The 18,481-nt window shown below is 67.3% G+C and carries 14 protein-coding genes and 1 pseudogene; 9 read left to right on the top strand and 6 right to left on the bottom strand.

From position 1 onward, the window contains the following. Window positions 1–164: 164 nt before the first annotated feature. Genes nusB through ribBA form a run of 3 tightly spaced genes read right to left on the bottom strand, consistent with a single transcriptional unit; the run spans window position 165 to window position 2,344 of the window. The gene (nusB, locus tag HV793_RS02305; protein WP_054451928.1) at window positions 165–659 is read right to left on the bottom strand and encodes a transcription antitermination factor NusB; all 495 of its coding nucleotides are present in this window, start codon (window positions 657–659) and stop codon (window positions 165–167) included. Next, on the bottom strand, window positions 628–1,158 hold the full coding sequence (gene ribH / locus HV793_RS02310) for a 6,7-dimethyl-8-ribityllumazine synthase (protein WP_006391339.1): 531 nt from the start codon (window positions 1,156–1,158) through the stop codon (window positions 628–630). Before ribH ends, nusB begins: the two co-directional genes overlap by 32 nt. Before the next feature lie 10 nt (window positions 1,159–1,168). Beyond that, window positions 1,169–2,344, bottom strand: coding sequence for a bifunctional 3,4-dihydroxy-2-butanone-4-phosphate synthase/GTP cyclohydrolase II (gene ribBA, locus HV793_RS02315; RefSeq protein ID WP_054451929.1), 1,176 nt, complete (start codon window positions 2,342–2,344; stop codon window positions 1,169–1,171). Between the two features lie 151 nt (window positions 2,345–2,495). Here ribBA and HV793_RS02320 point away from each other — a divergent pair, with 151 nt between their 5' ends. From HV793_RS02320 to phnE (HV793_RS02345), 6 genes are all read left to right on the top strand, one after another. Further along, window positions 2,496–3,311: an HAD-IIB family hydrolase gene (locus tag HV793_RS02320; protein ID WP_054451930.1), complete on the top strand. Its 816-nt coding sequence runs from the start codon at window positions 2,496–2,498 to the stop codon at window positions 3,309–3,311. Between the two features lie 12 nt (window positions 3,312–3,323). Then, window positions 3,324–4,142 (top strand): IclR family transcriptional regulator, encoded by an 819-nt coding sequence (locus HV793_RS02325; RefSeq protein ID WP_054451931.1) that lies wholly within the window; start codon window positions 3,324–3,326, stop codon window positions 4,140–4,142. Window positions 4,143–4,307: 165 nt separating this feature from the next. Further along, a complete protein-coding gene (gene phnD, locus HV793_RS02330; protein WP_175212594.1) occupies window positions 4,308–5,306 on the top strand; it encodes a phosphate/phosphite/phosphonate ABC transporter substrate-binding protein in 999 nt (332 codons plus the stop codon). Between the two features lie 6 nt (window positions 5,307–5,312). Next, window positions 5,313–6,083, top strand: a complete 771-nt coding sequence (gene phnC / locus HV793_RS02335) for a phosphonate ABC transporter ATP-binding protein (protein ID WP_175212595.1) — start codon at window positions 5,313–5,315, stop codon at window positions 6,081–6,083. Beyond that, on the top strand, window positions 6,080–6,964 hold the full coding sequence (gene phnE, locus HV793_RS02340) for a phosphonate ABC transporter, permease protein PhnE (protein ID WP_054451934.1): 885 nt from the start codon (window positions 6,080–6,082) through the stop codon (window positions 6,962–6,964). The genes phnC and phnE (HV793_RS02340) overlap by 4 nt, the downstream gene beginning before the upstream one ends. Further along, on the top strand, window positions 6,961–7,785 hold the full coding sequence (gene phnE, locus HV793_RS02345; RefSeq protein WP_119449618.1) for a phosphonate ABC transporter, permease protein PhnE: 825 nt from the start codon (window positions 6,961–6,963) through the stop codon (window positions 7,783–7,785). Before phnE (HV793_RS02340) ends, phnE (HV793_RS02345) begins: the two co-directional genes overlap by 4 nt. 72 nt (window positions 7,786–7,857) lie before the next feature. Here the strand turns inward: phnE (HV793_RS02345) and HV793_RS31065 are convergent, their stop codons facing one another. Both HV793_RS31065 and HV793_RS31280 read right to left on the bottom strand, forming a co-directional pair. After that, window positions 7,858–13,527 (bottom strand): autotransporter domain-containing protein, encoded by a 5,670-nt coding sequence (locus HV793_RS31065; protein ID WP_244958578.1) that lies wholly within the window; start codon window positions 13,525–13,527, stop codon window positions 7,858–7,860. 153 nt (window positions 13,528–13,680) lie between these two features. Continuing rightward, window positions 13,681–13,809, bottom strand: a pseudogene (locus HV793_RS31280) (ESPR domain-containing protein); the annotation flags it as partial. Window positions 13,810–14,140: 331 nt separating this feature from the next. On the opposite strand from HV793_RS31280, the gene HV793_RS02380 reads away from it, so the two are divergent. Next, window positions 14,141–15,799: a CYTH and CHAD domain-containing protein gene (locus HV793_RS02380; RefSeq protein WP_119449619.1), complete on the top strand. Its 1,659-nt coding sequence runs from the start codon at window positions 14,141–14,143 to the stop codon at window positions 15,797–15,799. A gap of 78 nt (window positions 15,800–15,877) precedes the next feature. Here HV793_RS02380 and ftsY read toward each other — a convergent pair whose 3' ends face one another. Further along, entirely contained in the window at window positions 15,878–17,257 is a 1,380-nt protein-coding gene (gene ftsY / locus HV793_RS02385) for a signal recognition particle-docking protein FtsY (RefSeq protein WP_054451937.1), read from the bottom strand. Here ftsY and rsmD point away from each other — a divergent pair. Continuing rightward, window positions 17,256–17,822, top strand: a complete 567-nt coding sequence (gene rsmD, locus HV793_RS02390) for a 16S rRNA (guanine(966)-N(2))-methyltransferase RsmD (protein WP_054451938.1) — start codon at window positions 17,256–17,258, stop codon at window positions 17,820–17,822. The genes ftsY and rsmD overlap by 2 nt on opposite strands. Before the next feature lie 58 nt (window positions 17,823–17,880). Continuing rightward, the gene (coaD, locus tag HV793_RS02395) at window positions 17,881–18,384 is read left to right on the top strand and encodes a pantetheine-phosphate adenylyltransferase (RefSeq protein WP_013396175.1); all 504 of its coding nucleotides are present in this window, start codon (window positions 17,881–17,883) and stop codon (window positions 18,382–18,384) included. Window positions 18,385–18,481: the final 97 nt, after the last annotated feature.

Genomic DNA, 18,481 nt, shown 5'->3' on the forward strand with positions numbered 1-18,481 from the left:
CATGCGGCGCCCCGCACAACCAGGAAGAAACCCCAACCCACTCCTCACGCGGCAAGAAACAGGTGCCCCCCAAATCCGGGCCGCGCGGATCCGGCTCTGCCGGTCCGCAGCGGCGCCCCCCTGGGGGGGAAGCGCGCAGCGCTTCGGGGGGGGGGGAGAGGAAGCTACCTCTTGTTGACTTCGTGGGCGCGCACGTCGGCCGCCAGCTTATCGAGCACGCCGTTGACGAACTTGAAGCCGTCGGTGCCGCCGAACGACTTGGCCAGTTCGACGGCTTCATTGATGGCGACCTTGTACGGCACTTCGACATGATGAATCAGTTCGAAGCTGCCGATCAGCAGGATGCCATGCTCGACAGGCGACAGTTCGGCCAGCGGACGGTCGACGTAGGGCGTGAAACGCTCACGCAATGCGGGCGCTTCGCGCAGCACGCCATGCAGCAAGGTCTTGAACCATTGCGCGTCGGCCTCGGAAAAATCCTCGGTGTCGCGCAGATGGGCGTCGATCTCGCCGGCGTCCTGCGTACCCTCGCCGCCGCGCAGCAGCCACGCGTACACGCCCTGCAGGGCGAATTCGCGTGCGCGGCGGCGCGCGCTGCGCGCGTTGGCGCGGGCCTGCGCCGCGCTATCAGCGCTGGTCGTCGTCTTCTTCGTCGTCAAAATCTTCGTCCTCGTCTTCGTCGTCTTCGTCTTCTTCCTCGGGTTCCAGGGCCGCCACCAGGTTGGCCATTTCAACGGCCACCTGGGCGCAATCGCGGCCCTTGCCGGCCGCGCGCGCCTGCGCCTGCTCGTCGGTGTCGACGGTCAGCACGCCGTTGGCGACGGGGATGCCGGTTTCCAGGGAAATACGGGTGATTGCAGTGGCCATTTCATTGCTGACCACTTCAAAGTGATAGGTCTCGCCGCGGATGACCGCGCCCAGCGCGATCAGGGCGTCGAATTCAAACGTTTCGGCCATATGGGACAGGGCCACGCCCAGTTCCAGGGCGCCGGGAACGGTGGCGACCATCACGTCGCGCTCGTCCACGCCCAGTTCGGCCAGTTCCTTCAGGCACGCTTCGAGTTCGGCCTGGCCGATTTCTTCATTGAAGCGGGCGCGTACGATGCCGATGTGCAGCCCTTCGCCGTTCAGGTCGGGGGTAAGGATGTAAGGGTTCATAGGTCGGCCTTCAGTGTGTTGCGGGAGTATTCGGAGGGTCGCAATCGTAACCCGTAATGGTGAGCGAGAAGCCCGCCATGCTGGGCATCTTGCGCGGCCGGGCCAGCAGCTTCATCTGGCCCACGTTCAGGTCACGCAGAATCTGGGCGCCAATCCCGTAGGTACGCAGGCCGTAGCGGTCGGCGTTGCCGGGGTTGGCCTGGGCCTTGGAATCGTTCCAACCGGCGATCTGGCCAAACAGGTGTTCCGTGGACGACTGGCAGTTCATCAGCACCAGCACGCCGGCGGGCGAGGCCGCGATGGCCTGCAAGGCCTGCGCCACGCCCCAGCTGTGCGGGCTGGCGCCGGTGTCCAGCACGTCCAGCACGGAGGCCGGCTCGTGCACGCGCACCAGCGTCTCGGCGTCGGGAGTCACGTTACCATGCACCAGCGCCAAATGGGCGGAGCCGGTGGCGGCGTCTTCATAGGCCACGGCCTCGAATTCGCCCCAGGCGGTCTGCATGGTGCGCTTGCCCACGCGCTTGACGATGGATTCGTGTTCGCTACGGTACTGGATCAGGTCGGCGATGGTGCCGATCTTCAGGCCGTGTTCGCGGGCGAACTGCACCAGGTCCGGCAGGCGGGCCATGGTGCCGTCCGGCTTGAGGATTTCACAGATCACGGCGGCGGGCGTCAGGCCGGCCATGGCGGTCAGGTCGCAGCCCGCCTCGGTGTGGCCGGCACGGACCAGCACGCCACCGGGCACGGCGCGCACCGGGAAGATGTGGCCGGGCTGGACCAGGTCCGCGGGCTTGGCGTCGCGCGCCACCGCCACCTGGATGGTGCGGGCGCGGTCGGCGGCCGAAATGCCGGTCTCGACGCCTTCGGCGGCCTCGATCGACTGCGTGAAGTTGGTGCCGTAGCGCGTGCCGTTGCGGGCCGCCATCAGGGGCAGGTCCAGTTGGCGGCAGCGCTCTTCGGTCAAGGTCAGGCACACCAGGCCGCGGCCGTGCGTCACCATGAAGTTGATGGCTTCGGGCGTGACGAATTCGGCGGCCATGACCAGGTCGCCCTCGTTTTCACGGTCTTCTTCGTCAACCAGGATGACGATGCGGCCGGCGCGCAGCTCGGCGATGATTTCGGCAACAGAGGCGATGCCGAAGGATTCCGGCTCGGAGCCGGGCAAAGGGGACAACTGGACGGACATGGCGGGCACGTAAACCAGGCGGGAAAGCCCGGATTTTACCGCCCCTGGAGGCGGAACCCCTATCCGGCCCTGCCAGCCCCGCCGGCCGGGGGTGTCCGGTAAACTTTCGCCCGGAGACCACCCCTAAAAAACCGAGCCAAGGAAACCCCACATGCAAGCCCTTGCGGCCATGCCTTTGACCGTCGCGGCGGCCGTCCGCGTCGTGCTGACCGACATCGACGACACGCTGACCACCGAGGGCCGCCTGCCGGCGGACGCCTATGCGGCGCTGGAGCGCCTGGAACAGGCCGGCATCCAGGTCGTGCCCATTACCGGCCGCCCCGCCGGCTGGTGCGACCACATCGCCCGCATGTGGCCGGTGCGCGCCGTGGTCGGCGAAAACGGCGCCTTCTATTACGCCTATGACCGCCAGGCCCGCCGCATGACCACCCACTACTGGACCGACGCCGCCTCGCGCCAGGCCAGCCGCCGGAAGCTGGACGCCATCCGCGACCGCGTCCTGGCCGAAGTGCCCGGCGCCGCCGTGGCCAGCGACCAGGACTACCGCGTGGCCGACCTGGCCATCGATTTCTGCGAGGACGTGCCCGCCCTGCCCGATACAGCGATCACCCGGATTGTCCAGATCTTCGAGGAAGCCGGCGCCCAGGCCAAGGTCAGCTCCATCCACGTCAACGGCTGGTTCGGCGACTACGACAAACTCACCATGACGCGCACCATGTTCCAGCGCGAGTTCGGCGCGGACGTGGCCGGCGCCCTGGACAGCACCCTGTTCATCGGCGACTCGCCCAACGACGAACCCATGTTCGCCTACTTCCCGATTTCGGTCGGCGTGGCCAACATCCAGGCCCAGCTGCACCGCCTGACGCACCGCCCCGCCTTCGTCGCCGCCTACCATGGCGGCGCGGGCTTCGTGGAAATGGCCGACCGGCTGCTGGCCGCGCGGTCCCCCCAAGCACAGCCGGCCTGAGGTCCGCATACCGTGGCGACATCCCCTTCCGCTTCCTCTCCGGCCGCCAACGACGGCCGCCGCAGCATCCAGTCGATCGAGGTGGGCGTGCCGCTGCTGGCCGCCCTGGTCGACGCCGGCAAGCCCCTGACCCTGCGCGACCTGGCCGCGGGCGCCGGCATGACCTCGGCCAAGGCGCACCCCTACCTGGTCAGCTTCATCCGCGTCGGCCTGGTGCAGCAGGACGCCATCACCGGCCAGTACGAACTGGGCCCCTTCGCTCTGCAGATGGGCCTGGTCAGCCTGCAGCGCCTGGACCCCGTGCGCGTCGCCATGCCGGAAATCGCCAAGCTGCAATCGGAAATCGGCCACACGCTGGGCATTGCCGTGCTCGGTTCGCACGGCCCCACCATGATCCACATGACCGAAGCCAGCTACCCGGTCCACGTGAACATGCGCAAGGGCACGGTGATGTCCATGCTGCACACGGCCACTGGCCTAGTGTTCGCGGCCTGGCTGCCGCCCAAGGTCAGCGAGCACTACATCGCGCGCGAGGAAGGCGACACGGCCGTCATCGCCAGCATGCCACCGCCGCGCAAGGCGTCCCGCGCCAACATCGAGGCGCAACTGGCCGACATCCGCGTGCACGGCATGGCGCGCGCCCTGGGCAACCCGCTGCCAGGCGTGGACGCGCTGTCGGTGCCGGTCTTCGACAACACCGGCAATATCGCCCTGGCCCTGACCAGCCTGGGCCCCACGGGACTGTTCGATGTGGCCTGGGACGGCGCCATCGCCCGGCCGCTGCTGGCCTGCGCGCAGGAAATCTCGCGCAAGCTCGGTTACCGGAGCTGAGCCAAACGGCGAATTTCGCGCAAAAACGAACACAAATCGAACAAATCGAACAAAAGCCGAAAAGAAACACAGGGACTTTCCCGAGTGCGTCCCCTCCTCTTCCATGTTTGAATTCAGGTTGAATTAAGTGACACGTCACACAAACAAAGAAAGAGGAGACACAAGATGCAAGCTCTGCGCCTGCTTCAAGCGGCCACGCTGGCCGCCTTCGCCCTGGGCACGTCCGCCGCGCAAGCCGCCGACGCCTGCACCAACCGCGGCGACCTGGACCAGATGTACTGCGACGCCAACAAGGACCTGGCGGCCGACACGCCCACCGATCCGGCCAAGCTGAAGACCCCGTCCACCCTGGTGTTCACCTACACCCCGGTGGAAGACCCGGCGGTCTACGAAGACATCTTCAAGCCCTTCACCAAGCACCTGTCCGAATGCACGGGCAAGCGCGTGGTGTTCTATCAGGTGCAGAGCAATGCCGCGGAAATCGAGGCCATGCGCTCGGGCCGCCTGCACGTGGGCGGCTTCTCGACCGGCCCCACCGCCTTCGCCGTGAACATCGCGGGCGCCGTGCCGTTCGCGGTCAAGGGCTATGCCGACGGCTTCCAGGGCTACAACCTGATCGTCATCGTCAAGAAGGACAGCCCCTACCAGAAGCTGACCGACCTGAAGGGCAAGAAGCTCGCGCACACCGCCCCCTCGTCGAACTCGGGTCACATGGCGCCGGTCGCGCTGTTCCCCAAGGAAGGCCTGACTCCCGACAAGGACTACAAGGTCATCTTCTCCGGCAAGCACGACCAGTCCGTCATGGGCGTGAACTCCGGCGACTACGACGCCGCTGCCGTGGCCTCGGACGTGTTCAAGCGCATGGTCGAGCGCGGCCAGGTCAAGGAAGCCGACTTCCGCGTGATCTACAAGAGCGAGAAATTCCCGACCTCGTCGTTCGCCTACGCGCATGACCTGGAGCCCAAGTTCCGCGACCAGATGCTCAAGTGCTTCTACGACTACCGCTTCCCCGCGGAAATGTCCAAGGCCTTCGACGGCGCCGACCGCTTCTACCCGGTGACCTACGAGAAGGACTGGGCCATCGTGCGCCAGGTCGCCGAATCCGGCGGCGAAAGTTTCAACCGCGCTGCCTACGACCGCGAATCAGCCAAGAGCAAGAAGTAATTCCGTATGACGACGTCGCTACGCATTTCCGGCCTGGTGAAGGAATACCGGGCCGGCCGGCCGGTACTCAACGGCATCGACCTGCAGATCGCGGGACAGGGGCTTACAGCCATCATCGGCCCCTCGGGCACCGGTAAAAGCACGCTACTGCGTTGCATCAACCGGCTGATCGAACCCACCAAGGGCGAGATCGTGCTGCAGTCGAACGACGGGTCCGTGGACCTGGCCCGCGTGCGCGGCGCGTCGTTGCGCCGCGCGCGCCGCCGCATCGGCATGGTGTTCCAGGAATACAACCTGGTCGAACGGCTGACGGTCATGGAAAACCTCCTGACCGGACGGCTGGGCTACACCTCCGCCGTGAAGGCCTGGATGCGCCGCTTCGAGCCCGAGGACATCCAGCACGCCTACAAGCTGCTGGACACCGTGGGCCTGGCGGGTTTCGCCGACCAGCGCGCCGATGCGCTGTCGGGCGGCCAGCGCCAGCGCGTGGGCATTGCCCGCGCGCTGATGCAGCGCCCGCAGCTGCTGCTGGCCGACGAGCCCACGTCCTCGCTCGACCCCAAGACCTCCGTCGAGATCATGGAACTGCTGTCCGAACAGGGCAGCGCCACGGGCATTCCCGTCATCGTCAACATCCACGACGTCGAACTCGCCCGCCGCTACGCCACCCGCATCGTCGGCATGTCCGGCGGCCATGTGGTCTATGACGGCGACGGCCAGGGGCTGGACGCCGCCATGCTCAAGACCATCTACGGAGGCGAGTCTTGGCTGGAATGATCCCACCCAAGGGCGCCCGCCCCTTCGCCATGTCCGGGCGCGCCAAGGCCGGCGTGCTGCTGCTGCTGGCCTACACGCTGTATGCCGGCGCGCAGCTGGACTTCAGCTGGGCGCGCTTCGAAACCGGCATGGGGCACGCGTCGACGTTCCTGGCGCGTATGTTTCCGCCCAACTTCGAAAAGCCCGCCACCTTGTGGAAGGGCATCGCGGAAAGCCTGGAGATCGCGGTGCTGGCCTCGGTGCTTGGCATCATCATCGCGCTGCCCATCGGTTTGCTGGGCGCGCGCAACATGATGCCCACCTGGGTATCGTGGCCCGCCCGCGCCATCGTGGCCCTGTGCCGCGCGCTGCATCCCGTCATCGTCGCCATCCTGTTCGTCAAGGCCGTGGGCTTTGGCGCGCTGGCCGGCATCCTGGCGCTGACGGTCGCCTCGGTCGGCTTCATCGGCAAGCTGTTCACCGAGGCCATCGAAGAGATTTCGTTAAAGCAGGTGGAAGCCGTGCGCGCCACGGGCGCCTCGTTCGCCAACGTCATCATCTTCGGCGTGCTGCCGCAGGTATTCGCCCGCTTCATCGGCTTTGCCACCTACCAGTTCGACTCCAACCTGCGCAACTCCACCATGGTGGGGATCGTGGGTGCGGGCGGCGTGGGCGGCACGCTGTTCTCGGCGTTCCAGCGCTTTGACTACGATTTCGTCAGCGCCATCCTGCTGACCCTGATCGCCATCATCATGCTGGGTGAAATCCTGGCCGGCTTCGTGCGCGCCGTGTTCCTGGACAACCTGGGATTCGAACGCATCCTGCAAGGCCGCTTCGCGGGAGCGCGCGGCATCGGCAGCGGCGCAACTCCGGTCAAGCGCCGTGCGGAGGTGGACGAATGAACGCCCACGCATCCACCTTCAATCCACCGGGTTCGCCGCGCGTCTGGCAACGCTACAGCATGGGCCAGCGCCTGCTGCGCTTCGCGCTCTACCTGCTGGTGGTCGCGGCCATCGTGCAGGCGATCCGCGGCGTCGAGATCATTCCGGAGTTCCTGTACGACGCGCCCGAGCAGATGGCCGATCTGTTCCAGCGCATGTGGCCGATAGACTGGGCCTACTACCCGGAAGGCGTGCACGGCGCGCTGATCGAAACGCTGCACATCGCCACGCTGGGCACCATCCTGTCCGTGGTGATGGCGGTGCCGGTGGGCCTGCTGGCGGCCAACAACCTCACGCCCAGCAAGACCGTCAACATGCTGGCCAGGCTGATCCTGGTGTCCAGCCGTTCGGTCAATTCGCTCGTGTGGGCGCTGCTGTTCATCGCCATCTTCGGGCCCGGCGCGCTGGCCGGCACGCTGGCCATTGCGTTCCGCTCCATCGGCTTCGTCGGCAAGCTGGTGGGCGAAGCCATCGAGGAAGCGCAGCGCGGCCCGATCGAGGCCGTCACCGCCACCGGCGCCAGCAAGGCATCCGTGATCTGGTACGCCTACTGGCCGCAGATCCGCCCCGCCTTCTGGTCCATCGTGCTGCTGCGCTGGGACATCAACGTGCGCGAATCGGCGGTACTTGGCCTGGTGGGCGCCGGCGGCATCGGCATGGCACTGGACACGGCTCTGAACCTGTTCCAGTGGGACCGCGTGGCGCTGGTGCTGGCTGCCATCTTCGCGGTGGTGGTCGTGGCCGAAATCATCATCACCCAGGTCCGCAAACGCATCCTCTGACGCGTCCGCGGATCCCTACAGCGTTCCTTTGCTCCGCCCGGAAACGGGCGGTTTTTTTTGGGGGCTGATGAATCAGAACCGCACGCTCACCCCTGCCCTGACGCCGTGATCTTGCGCCCCGCTGGCGAGCTGTCCTTGGTAGGACAGATCGAACGACACCTTGCGCGACACCTGCACGTCCAGCCCCGCTTCCAGCACCGCGCTGTTCTTCGCGATGGGCACGCCGGCCACGGCAAAGGCATCGCCCGCCGCGAAAGCCTGGGTGGCGGCGGGCTTCAAGTCGCCGAAGGCGTAGCGCCAGCCCAGCGATCCGCGAGCCGTGGCTTGCGCGCCGCCCAGTTCGAAGCTGGACATGAGCCGCGAACCCAGTGTCGTGTACGTGGTCTCGGTGGTCTGGCTGTTTGCACGCAGGGCGGCTGCGCCGCCGCTCTCGCTGTAGCCGTCGGTCTTGAGGTTGACGTAGGCCAGGTTGGCGAACGGCTCCAGCGCAGCGACGCGCGTGTCGATGCGATAGCTGAGGTCGGCAAACGCCTGAACGGTGCGGCCGTCGTAGTTGGCCTTGAGGCTGTCGGAGTAGCCGGGCATGGATACCGAGCGCCGAGTCGCGATGTCGTGCCAGCTGTAGGCCAGCCCGCCGCGCAGGCCCACCGCGCCCCACTGGCCGCCGCCGTAGGCCCCGAGATGGTAGTTGTCGCTGTCGCCCGATGACGCGCGATCGCGCACGTCGAAATCCGTGCGGGTGTAGCCCGCCATCAGGCCCAGCCGCCAGGCATCGGACACCGGCGCATCCACGCCCAGCAGAAAGCCGCCGGTCGAGCTCTTGACCTGGGCAGCATTGCCGTCGCCGTCGGTCTGGCGCCAGGAACCCAGGCCCTGTATCCAGCTGGCGGGCCCCGTCGCCGTTGCCGGAGCCAGGCGGGCGCCGCCCCCTGCGGACGCCAGCACCGGCGTCGCCGACGCGCCGACCGCGCCCGCGGCCGAGCGCAGGCGCTCGCTGGCGGCGTCGCGCACATAGCGGCTGTCTTCGAGCAGCACGGTCTTGGCCGACGCGTGGATTTCGCCGGATAGCTGGTCGAAGCTGGAACGCAGCAAGCCCTTGTCGTCCGGTAGCACGGCGAACGCGTCGTAAAGCCCATTGCCCGCCGCCATGCCGATGCTGTCGATGGCGCCCGCCGCCGCGCGCTGGTTGCGCGTGTCGGCGGCCGTGGCCATCGCGGTGCCGTTGCGCGCCAATTCCAGCGACACTCGGCCCGCGCCGTAGTCGTAGCCGAGTTTCGGCGTCAGGAAGGCATAGTCGGACGTCACCGTATCGAACCGGCCGGACAAGGCGCCGTCGGCCGCCAGTATCGTGTAGACGGAACGCAGCCCGTAGTCGCCGCCGATACCGATATGCGCGACCGAGCCGCCATTGATCGTGGCATTGCCCGTGACATGGATGAGGTCGGCATCGGCGCCCTGCGGATTGGTTTCCACGGCGTAGCGCGCGCCGCTCTCGATGACGAGATCGCCGTCGACGGTCAGCGTGCCGATGGAATTCCCTGGCGCCAGCGTGCCGCCGGCCGCCACGGTCACCACCGAGCCAGCGCCCGAGCCCACTGTGCCGCGGCCTCCGAGCACGCCGCCCTGGCCGATATTGAGCGCGCCGCCAAGTTTGCCGTTCAAGGCCAGCCGGCCGCCCTGAATCGTGGTGCTGCCGGTAAAGCCCGAGCTGTCGCCGCTCAGCGCCAGCGTCCCCGCGCCGCTCTTGACCAGCGCGCCGCCACCGGAGATGGCGCCGCCGAACGTTGCGTTCGCACCTTGTTCGAACACCAAGGAGCCATTGTTGTCGACATTGCCCCGGATCGACCCGACATCGCCGATTAGCGTGCCTTCCCGGATGACGGTATTGCCGTAGGCGTTGCCCGCGTTGTCCAGTCGCAGCGTGCCGGCTCCGGTCTTGATCAGGTCGGCGTTGCCCAAGACTGTGCCGACCAGCCCCAGCGTTGCGCCGCCAGCCACCTCGAAGCGCCCGGCCTGGGTCAGCGTCATGGCACGCGCGGTATCGAAGGACGCCGATGCCGCCAGCGTGCCGCCATTGAATGCCACGCCGCCAGAAGCCGCACCCAGGTTCGCATCGCTTGCAACCTGCAACGTGCCCCCGGCTATCGTGGTGCCGCCGCTATAGGTGTTGTTGCCGCTCAGGACCAGCGTGCCGGCGCCGGCCTTGAGCAGCGATCGTCCGCTCCAGCCCGTCGCGGCGTTGGCCGCCTGGTCTGCCAGATCCGCGCCGACTACGAACCGGTTGGCGGCATCGCTCAACGTGAACGTGCCGTGCGCCAGATTGTTGTTGGCGGTCCAGCTCAGGTCGTAGCTGGCGAGGTATTGCAGGCCATCGGCCGACTTGCGCGTGTTGACCGTGAGGTAATCCACCGCGCCGCTGAAGCCGCCCACGCGCACCGACCCGAAGTCGCCGCGAATGCCGCCACGGGTGTCGATCAGCACCTTGTCGAGCTGGCTGGCGCTGCCTATGCCGCTGAGGGCGAAGGCGACGCCCTCGCCCAGCGTCAGCCCGCCCGCCTGCAAGGACGGGCCGCCCGCGCCGGCTGCGATATCCAGGGCTGTGCCATCCGCCAGATTGACATTGCCCGCCACCGCCAGCGACGCCGGCCCCTGCACCGACAAGGCGCTGCCCGCTGCGCCGACGTTCAAGTCCCCTGTCAGACTATTGGCTGCGCCGGCTACGCCGTCGCCATATTGCAGGACGCCGCCCGTGACTTCGGCGGAGCCGCCCAGCGAACCTTGCACCACGAGCCTTCCGCCGGACACCGTGGTCTTGCCGAAGTAGGAGGAACTGTTGCCAGCCAGGCTCAGCGTGCCCGCGCCCTTCTTTACGAGCGCGCCGTCGCCCGAGATGGCGCCGGCAAAGCGCGCATCGGCGGTCTGCTCGAACACCAGCCTGCCGATGCTGTTGATGTCGACGTTGCCCGAGATCGAACCGGCATGGCCGACCAGGGTGCCAGCGCGCACCCAGGTATTGCCGTAGGCGTTGGCCCCGTTGTCCAGACGCAGCGTGCCGGCGCCGGACATGAACAGATCACCGCTGCCCGTGACGGCGCCGAGCAACCCCAGCGTCGTGCCGGCGGCCACGTCAAAACTGCTTGCCTGCGTCAGTGCGACCGCCCGCGCGGTATCGAAGCTGCCCATGGTCGCCAAGGTGCCCCCGTCGAAACGCAAGCCGCCGGACGCAGCGCCAAGGCTCGCATCGCTCGACACCTGCAACCGGCCACCTGCAATCAACGTACCGCCGCCATAGCTGTTGTTACCGCTGAGAACCAGCGTGCCGCCGCCGCTCTTGGCCAGCGCGCCCGCGCCCGAGACCGCGCCGGTCAGGCCCAGCGTGGCGCCCGCGGCCACATCGAATCGCCCCGACTGCGCCAGGGCGACCCCGCGCGCGATGTCGAAGGTGGTCGTCACCGCAAGCGTGCCGTCGCCGAAGGCCAGGCCGCCGGCCGCGGCCCCCAGGTTGGCATCGCGGTCGATCTGCAGCGTGCCGCTGTCGATCGTCGTACCCCCGCCGTGGCTATTGCTGCCGCTCAAGACCATCGTGCCCGCGCCGCTCTTGACGAGAGCTCCCGCACCCGACACCGCGCCGGTCAGGCCCAGCGTGGTGTCTGCCGCCACGTCGAAACGTCCGCTCTGCGCCAGCGTGACGGCGCGCGCGGTGTCGAAGCTTGCGGTGGTCGCCAACGTGCCGTCGCCAAAATGCAGGCCTCCGACAGCTGCGCCCAGGTTGGCATCGCTATCGACCTGCAACGTGCCGCCCAGGATGGCCGTGCCGCCGCTGTACGTGTTGGCGCCTTGCAGCACCAGCGTTCCGGCGCCGGCCTTGGTCAAGCTCTTGCCGTCCCAACCGGCGGCGGCATTGGCTGCCTGGTCGGAAAGCGGCACCCCCAGCGTGAACCAGTTCGACGCATCGGCCAGCGTGAAAGTGCCATGGGCCAGGTTGTTGTTGGCGGTCCAGCTCAGGCCGTAGGTGGCGAGGTACTGCTTGTTGTCCGCGGACTTGCGTGTGTTGACGGTGAGATAGTCGACCTCTCCGGTAAAGCCGCCCACGTTGACGGCGCCGAAATCACCGTCGATGCCGCCTGTGGGCGCCTCGATCAACACGGTATTGAGCCCGCTCTTGTCGGCGATGCCGCTCAGCCTGAACACCACGCCATCGCCCAACGTGACCTTGTTTGCCTGCAACAGCGGGCTGCCCGTGCCGGCCATCAAGTCCAGCACAGTGCCATCGGCCATTTCCATGTCGCCCGTGACCGCCAGCGTGGCGCCCCGATGCACCGCCAGCGTGCTGCCGGTGCCTGAGACATTCAGGTTGCCGCTCAGGGTGTTGGCCGCGCCCGTGGCGCCGTCTCCGTACTGCAAGACCCCGCCCGTAACGGCGGCCGAACCTCCCAGCTGGCCCAGCACCACCAGCTTGCCGCCCGACACCGTGGTCCTGCCCTTGAATGCGCTATTCGCGCCCGTCAGCAAGGTGGTGCCGGCGATCTGGTTCAGACTATGTGAACCGGCGCCTGTGCTCAACAGCGGCGTCGAAAACGTGTAGGCGGACTCGGTATGGTTGAAGTTCACGGTGGCAATGCCGGCGCCGAACTGGATTGCGCTGGCGTTGAGCGTGCCGGCGCCTACGGCCGGCTGCCCCGCCGCCGCGCCGATATTGATCGTGCCGGTGGTGGGAAAGAAAAGAAACCGGTCCTGCGCCAGGGACACGGCCCCTCCGCCGCTCGCGCCAACGCTCACTGTGCCGCCTTGCGCGATCGTCAGGCTGCCCGCCCCCGTTCCCACGCCAAATCCCAGGGTCATCGCGCCGCTGTTGTCCCAGATGGAGCCGGCGCCGCGGACAACAACGTTGCCGCTACCGCTCATGCTGCCCACATAGCTGTCTTTGTTCGAGACGAAGCCCCCCGATTCGATGGTCAGTGTGCCCTGACCGGACACATCGCCCACCCTGAGCTCGCCGTTATTGATCCAGGTTGAACCGCGCCCCGACACCAGGAAGGCGCCATTGCCGTTCTGGATGCGCCCGACAACGCCATCGACGCTGGTCGCATATCCCCCCGCCAGGATCGACACGCTGCCCCTCCCGCCTTCCGAACCAACCAGCAGCACCGCGCGATTGCTCCAGAGCGACCCGACATCGGAAACCGTCACTTTCGCCGCGTCATTCTGCCGGGCATCCACCGTCGCAAACTGGTTCGAGACCGTGCCGCTACTGAAGATGCTCAGCTCTCCGGGTCCGGCGCCGCCGACAAAAAGGTTGTCCGTCAGCGCCCAGGTCGAGCCGGGGCTGAACACGCTGACCCGGGCCGTGGCGCCGGGAGCTTGCCCGGCATCGATACGTCCTTCCGCGGTACCCAGAACGTTGAGGATCTGCAGGTTCCCGCCCGTGACGGTGGTGTTGCCGACGAAGCCTGAACTATTACCGGACAGCCGCGTGGAGCCGGCATAGTGATTGAGCTGGTGCGTGCCCGCCGCGCTGCTGACCAGCGCCGCGCCGAAGTCGTAGAGGTTGTTGGTGTTGAAATTCAGCGTGCCGGTACCCGCGCCGAACGCGAGTCGCTGCGTTACCAGGAAACCAGCGCCCGCGGGCGCGGCGCCGGGAGCCGCGCCGATGTTGATCGTGCCGTCCGCCGAGGCCGAGTCGGCCAGAGACACTGTGTTGCCGAGCGACATCAACAGCTCGCCGCCATCGGCGATAGTCACTGTTCCCACGCCGAATATACCCACGGAGAGCGGGACGAAGACCGTAATCTTCGGGCTTGACATGGATCCGACCGTGGTATCGCCCGTGAAGGAGACCAGCGGCCCCGCTTGTGTTTCGCTGGCCGTGCCCAGGGCAACCAGCAACATCGCCATCAACGGCAGGCTTCCGCGCGCGGATCGCCCCCTGCGGCAACCGCCCTTGCCCTGCCCGCGAGCATTTTCACTTACCACTTTCCACAAGCCTGCGCTGCGGTTGAAGACGATGCGATACGTATGATTCATTGGGCTCTTATGTAATCGGGGCCCGCACGAACAGTTGCCGGGCAGACGCGGGTAGAAGCCGGGGCCGCGAAGCGCGTTACCCGCCAATTACAATTAGAAAAGCGATTCGTAACATTGCATATCACTGAAACTTGGTAATTGAACGAAGCCGGCCAACGCTTCGGCATGCGGCTGCCAGCGTCTCCCCCTGGCTTGCGGGCAAGGCTGCTCACCCGGTTGTTGATGCGCCGCAAACACGTTTATGCTCCATGTGAAATAAATATGACCGGTCATCAAATCGCCCGCCCCGTTTGATTAAGATCTCGGCTTTTGCCGTTGGACGCCCGCCGCCATGTCGGAACAGGAATTGAAACTGCACGTGCCTGCGGCCTCGCGCCAGGCGGTGCTCCGAGAGGTCAAGCAGCGCGAGGCGACCCGCATCCGCCTGCACGCCATGTATTTCGATACGCCGGAACGCGAACTTGCGCGGGCGCGCATCGCCATCCGGCTGCGCCAGGAAGGCCGCGACTGGGTGCAGACGCTGAAGATGCCTGGCATCAATGCCATCACGCGCATCGAACTCAATCACCCGCGGCCGGGCCCGGTGCTGGACCTGTCGGTGTATGCCGGCACCGAGGTCGAAGCCGCGCTGGCAGCCATCAAGGGCGAACTGGGCCTGCGTTATGAAACCGATGTGCAGCGGCTGCTGCGCAAGGTCCGCACGCGCTACGGCACGGTGGAACTGGCCTATGACACCGGCATCCTGCGCGCCGGCGCGCTGGAGCTGCCCATCTCCGAACTGGAATTCGAACTGGTGTCGGGCCGCCCCGCCGCTATCTTCGCGGCGGCTCGCGGCTGGCAGCAGCGCCACAGCCTGGTGCTGGACCCGCGCAGCAAGTCCGAACGCGGCGATGCGCTGGCCCAGTTGGCTCAGCGCCTGGCAGATGCGGACGCCATTCCGGGCGATGACCTCGAAGCCCGCCGCGCCCAAGCCATCGCCCAGTTCTGGGCGCCGCGCGGCGCCGCATCGGTCAAGCTGCGCGAAGACATGACGGCGCCCCAGGCCATGGCGCGCATCGCGGCGGAATGCCTGGACCAGATCGCGCGCAACGCCTCGGTGCTGGCCGAGGTCGACACCGAGGGCGTCTACCGCGCCGGCAACTCCGAACACGTGCATCAGCTGCGCGTGGGCGTGCGCCGGCTGCGTTCGGCCTGGAAGCTGTTCGACGGCTGGATCGCACCGATTCCAGACACTCTGCTGCAAGGCGTGCGCACGCACTTCGCCGCCTTCGGCGCCAACCGCGACCAGGACGTGCTGAACGAAACCGTGGCGCCCGCGCTGATGCGCGCAGGCATGCCGGTCATCCCCATGGAAGCCGCGCCCCCGGAACAGGACGCGCGCAGCATCGCCGGCGGCAAGGCCTTCCAGGCCTGGATGCTGGAGCTGCTGGAATGGAGCCTGGACGTGCCGCCGGCCCTGCCGTCCGCGGAAGGCCAGACTATAGCCAACGGCACCCCCAGCGACGCCGCGCCCGAGCCCGCCATCCGGCTGGAAGGCGGCGTGGCGGCGCCCAGCGTCAAACCCACCATCATTCCGATGCTGGCGCCCGAACCCGATCCGCAGCGCCTGCACAAGCAGCTTGCGCGGCGCCTGCACCGCTGGCATAGCAAGGTGGCCGACCAGGGCACGCAATTCGCGACGCTCGACATTCCCACGCGCCACGAACTGCGCAAGCGCGGCAAACGGCTGCGGTACAGCCTGGCATTCGCCGAGTCGCTGCTGCCCGCGGGCAAACTGCGCGGCTATCGCAAGCTGCTGTCGCGCGTGCAGGACGTGCTGGGCGAAATCAACGACCTGGCAGTGGCCAAGGACTACTACGAGTCGTGTACCGCCACCCATCCGCAAGCCTGGTTCGCCCTGGGCTGGATCAGCGCGCGCCTGGAAGAACTGGCGGACGACGCGCAGCAAGCGTTCGACGATCTGGCCGCCAGCAAGCCATTCTGGAAGTGACGCGGGCTTGAACGCAAAAGGGACGGCATGCGCCGTCCCTTTGTTTTTTCCGGCGCATGCGCGCCGGACCCACGGACCTCAATCCGCCAGCAAAGCCCCGGCGAACTCGTCGGCCACGAAAGGCTGCAGGTCTTCCAGGCTTTCGCCCACGCCGATCCAGTACACCGGGATCGGGCGCACGCCCTGGCTGCCCGCGGCCACGGCTGCCAGCGTGCCGCCCTTGGCGGTGCCGTCCAGCTTGGTCACGACCAGGCCGGTCAGATTGATGGCGGCATCGAAGGCGCGGATCTGCGCCAGGGCGTTCTGGCCGGTATTGCCGTCCACCACCAGCAGCACTTCGTGCGGCGCGGCGGCGTCCGCCTTGCCGATGACGCGGCGGATCTTCTTCAGCTCTTCCATCAGGTGCAGCTGCGTGGGCAGGCGGCCCGCGGTATCCACCATCACCACGCCCATGCCGCGCGCGCGGCCGGCGTTGACCGCATCGAACGCCACAGCCGCCGGATCGCCGCCGTCCTGCGAGATCACCGTCACGTTGTTGCGGCTGCCCCATTCGATGAGCTGCTCGCGCGCGGCGGCGCGGAACGTGTCGCCCGCGGCCAGCAGCACGCTGGCGCCCTGGCGCTGGAAGGTGTGGGCCAGCTTGCCGATGGAAGTGGTCTTGCCGGCGCCGTTGACGCCGGCGATCATGACGACCAGGGGTTGCGTGCGCTTCAGGTCGAAGGCGCGCTCCAGCGGGCGCAGGTGGTCGGCCAGCAGTTGGCGCAAGGCCGCCTTGACCTTGGCGGGGTCCTCGATGCGTTCCTTCTTGACCCGCGCGCGCAGCGCCGTCAGGAGCTTTTCCGTGGCCTCCAGGCCCGCATCGGCCATAATGAGCGCCGATTCGAGTTCCTCGAACAGGTTCTCGTCGACCTTCACGCCGATGAAGATCCCGCCGATGCTCTGGCCCGTACGCGACAGGCCTTGCTTCAAGCGGGACAGCCAGGAAGCCTTCTTGGGGGCTTCGGCGGCGGGCTCGGGGGCTGGGGCCGGCGCCGCAGCCGGAGCCACCGGAGCCGCAACCGGCGCGGGAGCGGCGATCGGAGCTTGCGTTGCCACCACCGGCGCGGGCGCCGCGACAGGAGCGGGGGCCAATGCCGGGGCCGGCGCTGGCGCCGGAACAGGCGCTGGCGCCGATACCGTAGCGGGTGTCGGCGCAACCGGCGCGGGCGTCACGGCCGGCGCCTCATGCGGCGCAGCAACAGGCGCCACAACGGGCGGTGCCGCCGGTGCGGCGACGCCCGGGTCAATGCTCGGTTCGCGGCGCGGTTCGGCGGCCACAGGCGCCGGCGGCGCGGGAGTGACCGGGACGGCGGCGGGCTCGGCAGGCGCGGCTACGGCGTCTGCAGCCTCCGGCGGCGGCGCGGGTTGAACCGGCGCGGCGGGCGGAGGGGATTTTTTCTTGAAGAAGCGGCTAAACATGGGTAACAAGTATATTCGTATCGTCGGGGGCCAATACAGACGCACCCCCATTGCCGTGCCCGACGTGGAGACGCTGCGCCCCACGCCCGACCGGGTGCGCGAGACGCTGTTCAACTGGCTCAATCACCTGTGGGGCGGCGAGTTCGCCGACAAGCAGGTGCTGGATCTATTCGCCGGCAGCGGCGCCTTGGGCTTCGAGGCGGCCTCGCGCGGCGTGGCGCATGTACAGATGGTCGAGCGGGACAAGACCGCTGCGTCCGCGCTGCGGACACTGCGCGACAAGCTCAAAGCCGACATGATACGCATCCACGTGGGCGACGCCATGCAGGTCGCCGAGCGCATGGATGCGTCCCGATTTGACCTGATCCTGCTGGATCCGCCTTTCGGCCAGGGCTGGCTGCCGCGCCTGTGGCCGATTCTGCCAGGCATTCTGACCGAGCATGGGCTAGTCTACGTAGAGGCGGAAAGCCCCATCGAAGCCCCCGAGGGATTCACGATCTTGCGGCAGGACAAGGCAGGCGCGGTCCACTACCACCTGCTGGAATTTGCTGCATTGCGCAAATAGGTCAATAATCCGAGCTTCGGAGGATGGTGTAAACCACAAATAACGGTACGGAGCTCGTATGATCACCGCTGTATATCCCGGCACTTTCGACCCGCTGACCAGAGGCCACGAGGATCTGGTCCGCCGTGCCGCCACGCTTTTCGACAAAGTCGTGGTCGGGATCGCCATTAGCCGCAACAAGAAGCCCTTCTTCAGCATCGACGAGCGCGTGGAAATCGCGCGCGAAGTGCTGGGACACTATCCCAACGTGGAAGTGCAAAGCTTCGGCGGCCTGCTCAAGGACTTTGTGCGCGACCAGGGCGGGCGCGTGATCGTGCGCGGCCTGCGCGCCGTGTCCGACTTCGAGTACGAATTCCAGATGGCCGGCATGAACCGCCATCTGCTGCCCGACGTCGAAACGCTCTTCATGACGCCCTCGGACCAGTACCAATTCATCTCCGGCACCATCGTGCGCGAGATCGCGCAGTTGGGCGGCGACGTGAGCAAGTTCGTGTTCCCGTCCGTCGAGCGCTGGCTCCAGGAAAAAGCCAAGGAACGTCGCGAACAGTCCTGGCCGGGCTGAGCCCCGCCGCAGGTATTGCTCCACCCTCGAAGGGCGCGCAAAGCGCCCTTCTTGCGCTGCGCGGCCCGGGCGCGCGGCGGCGGTACAATGCGCTTAG

Source organism: Achromobacter aegrifaciens (assembly GCF_902859965.1).
GTDB lineage: Bacteria > Pseudomonadota > Gammaproteobacteria > Burkholderiales > Burkholderiaceae_B > Achromobacter > Achromobacter aegrifaciens.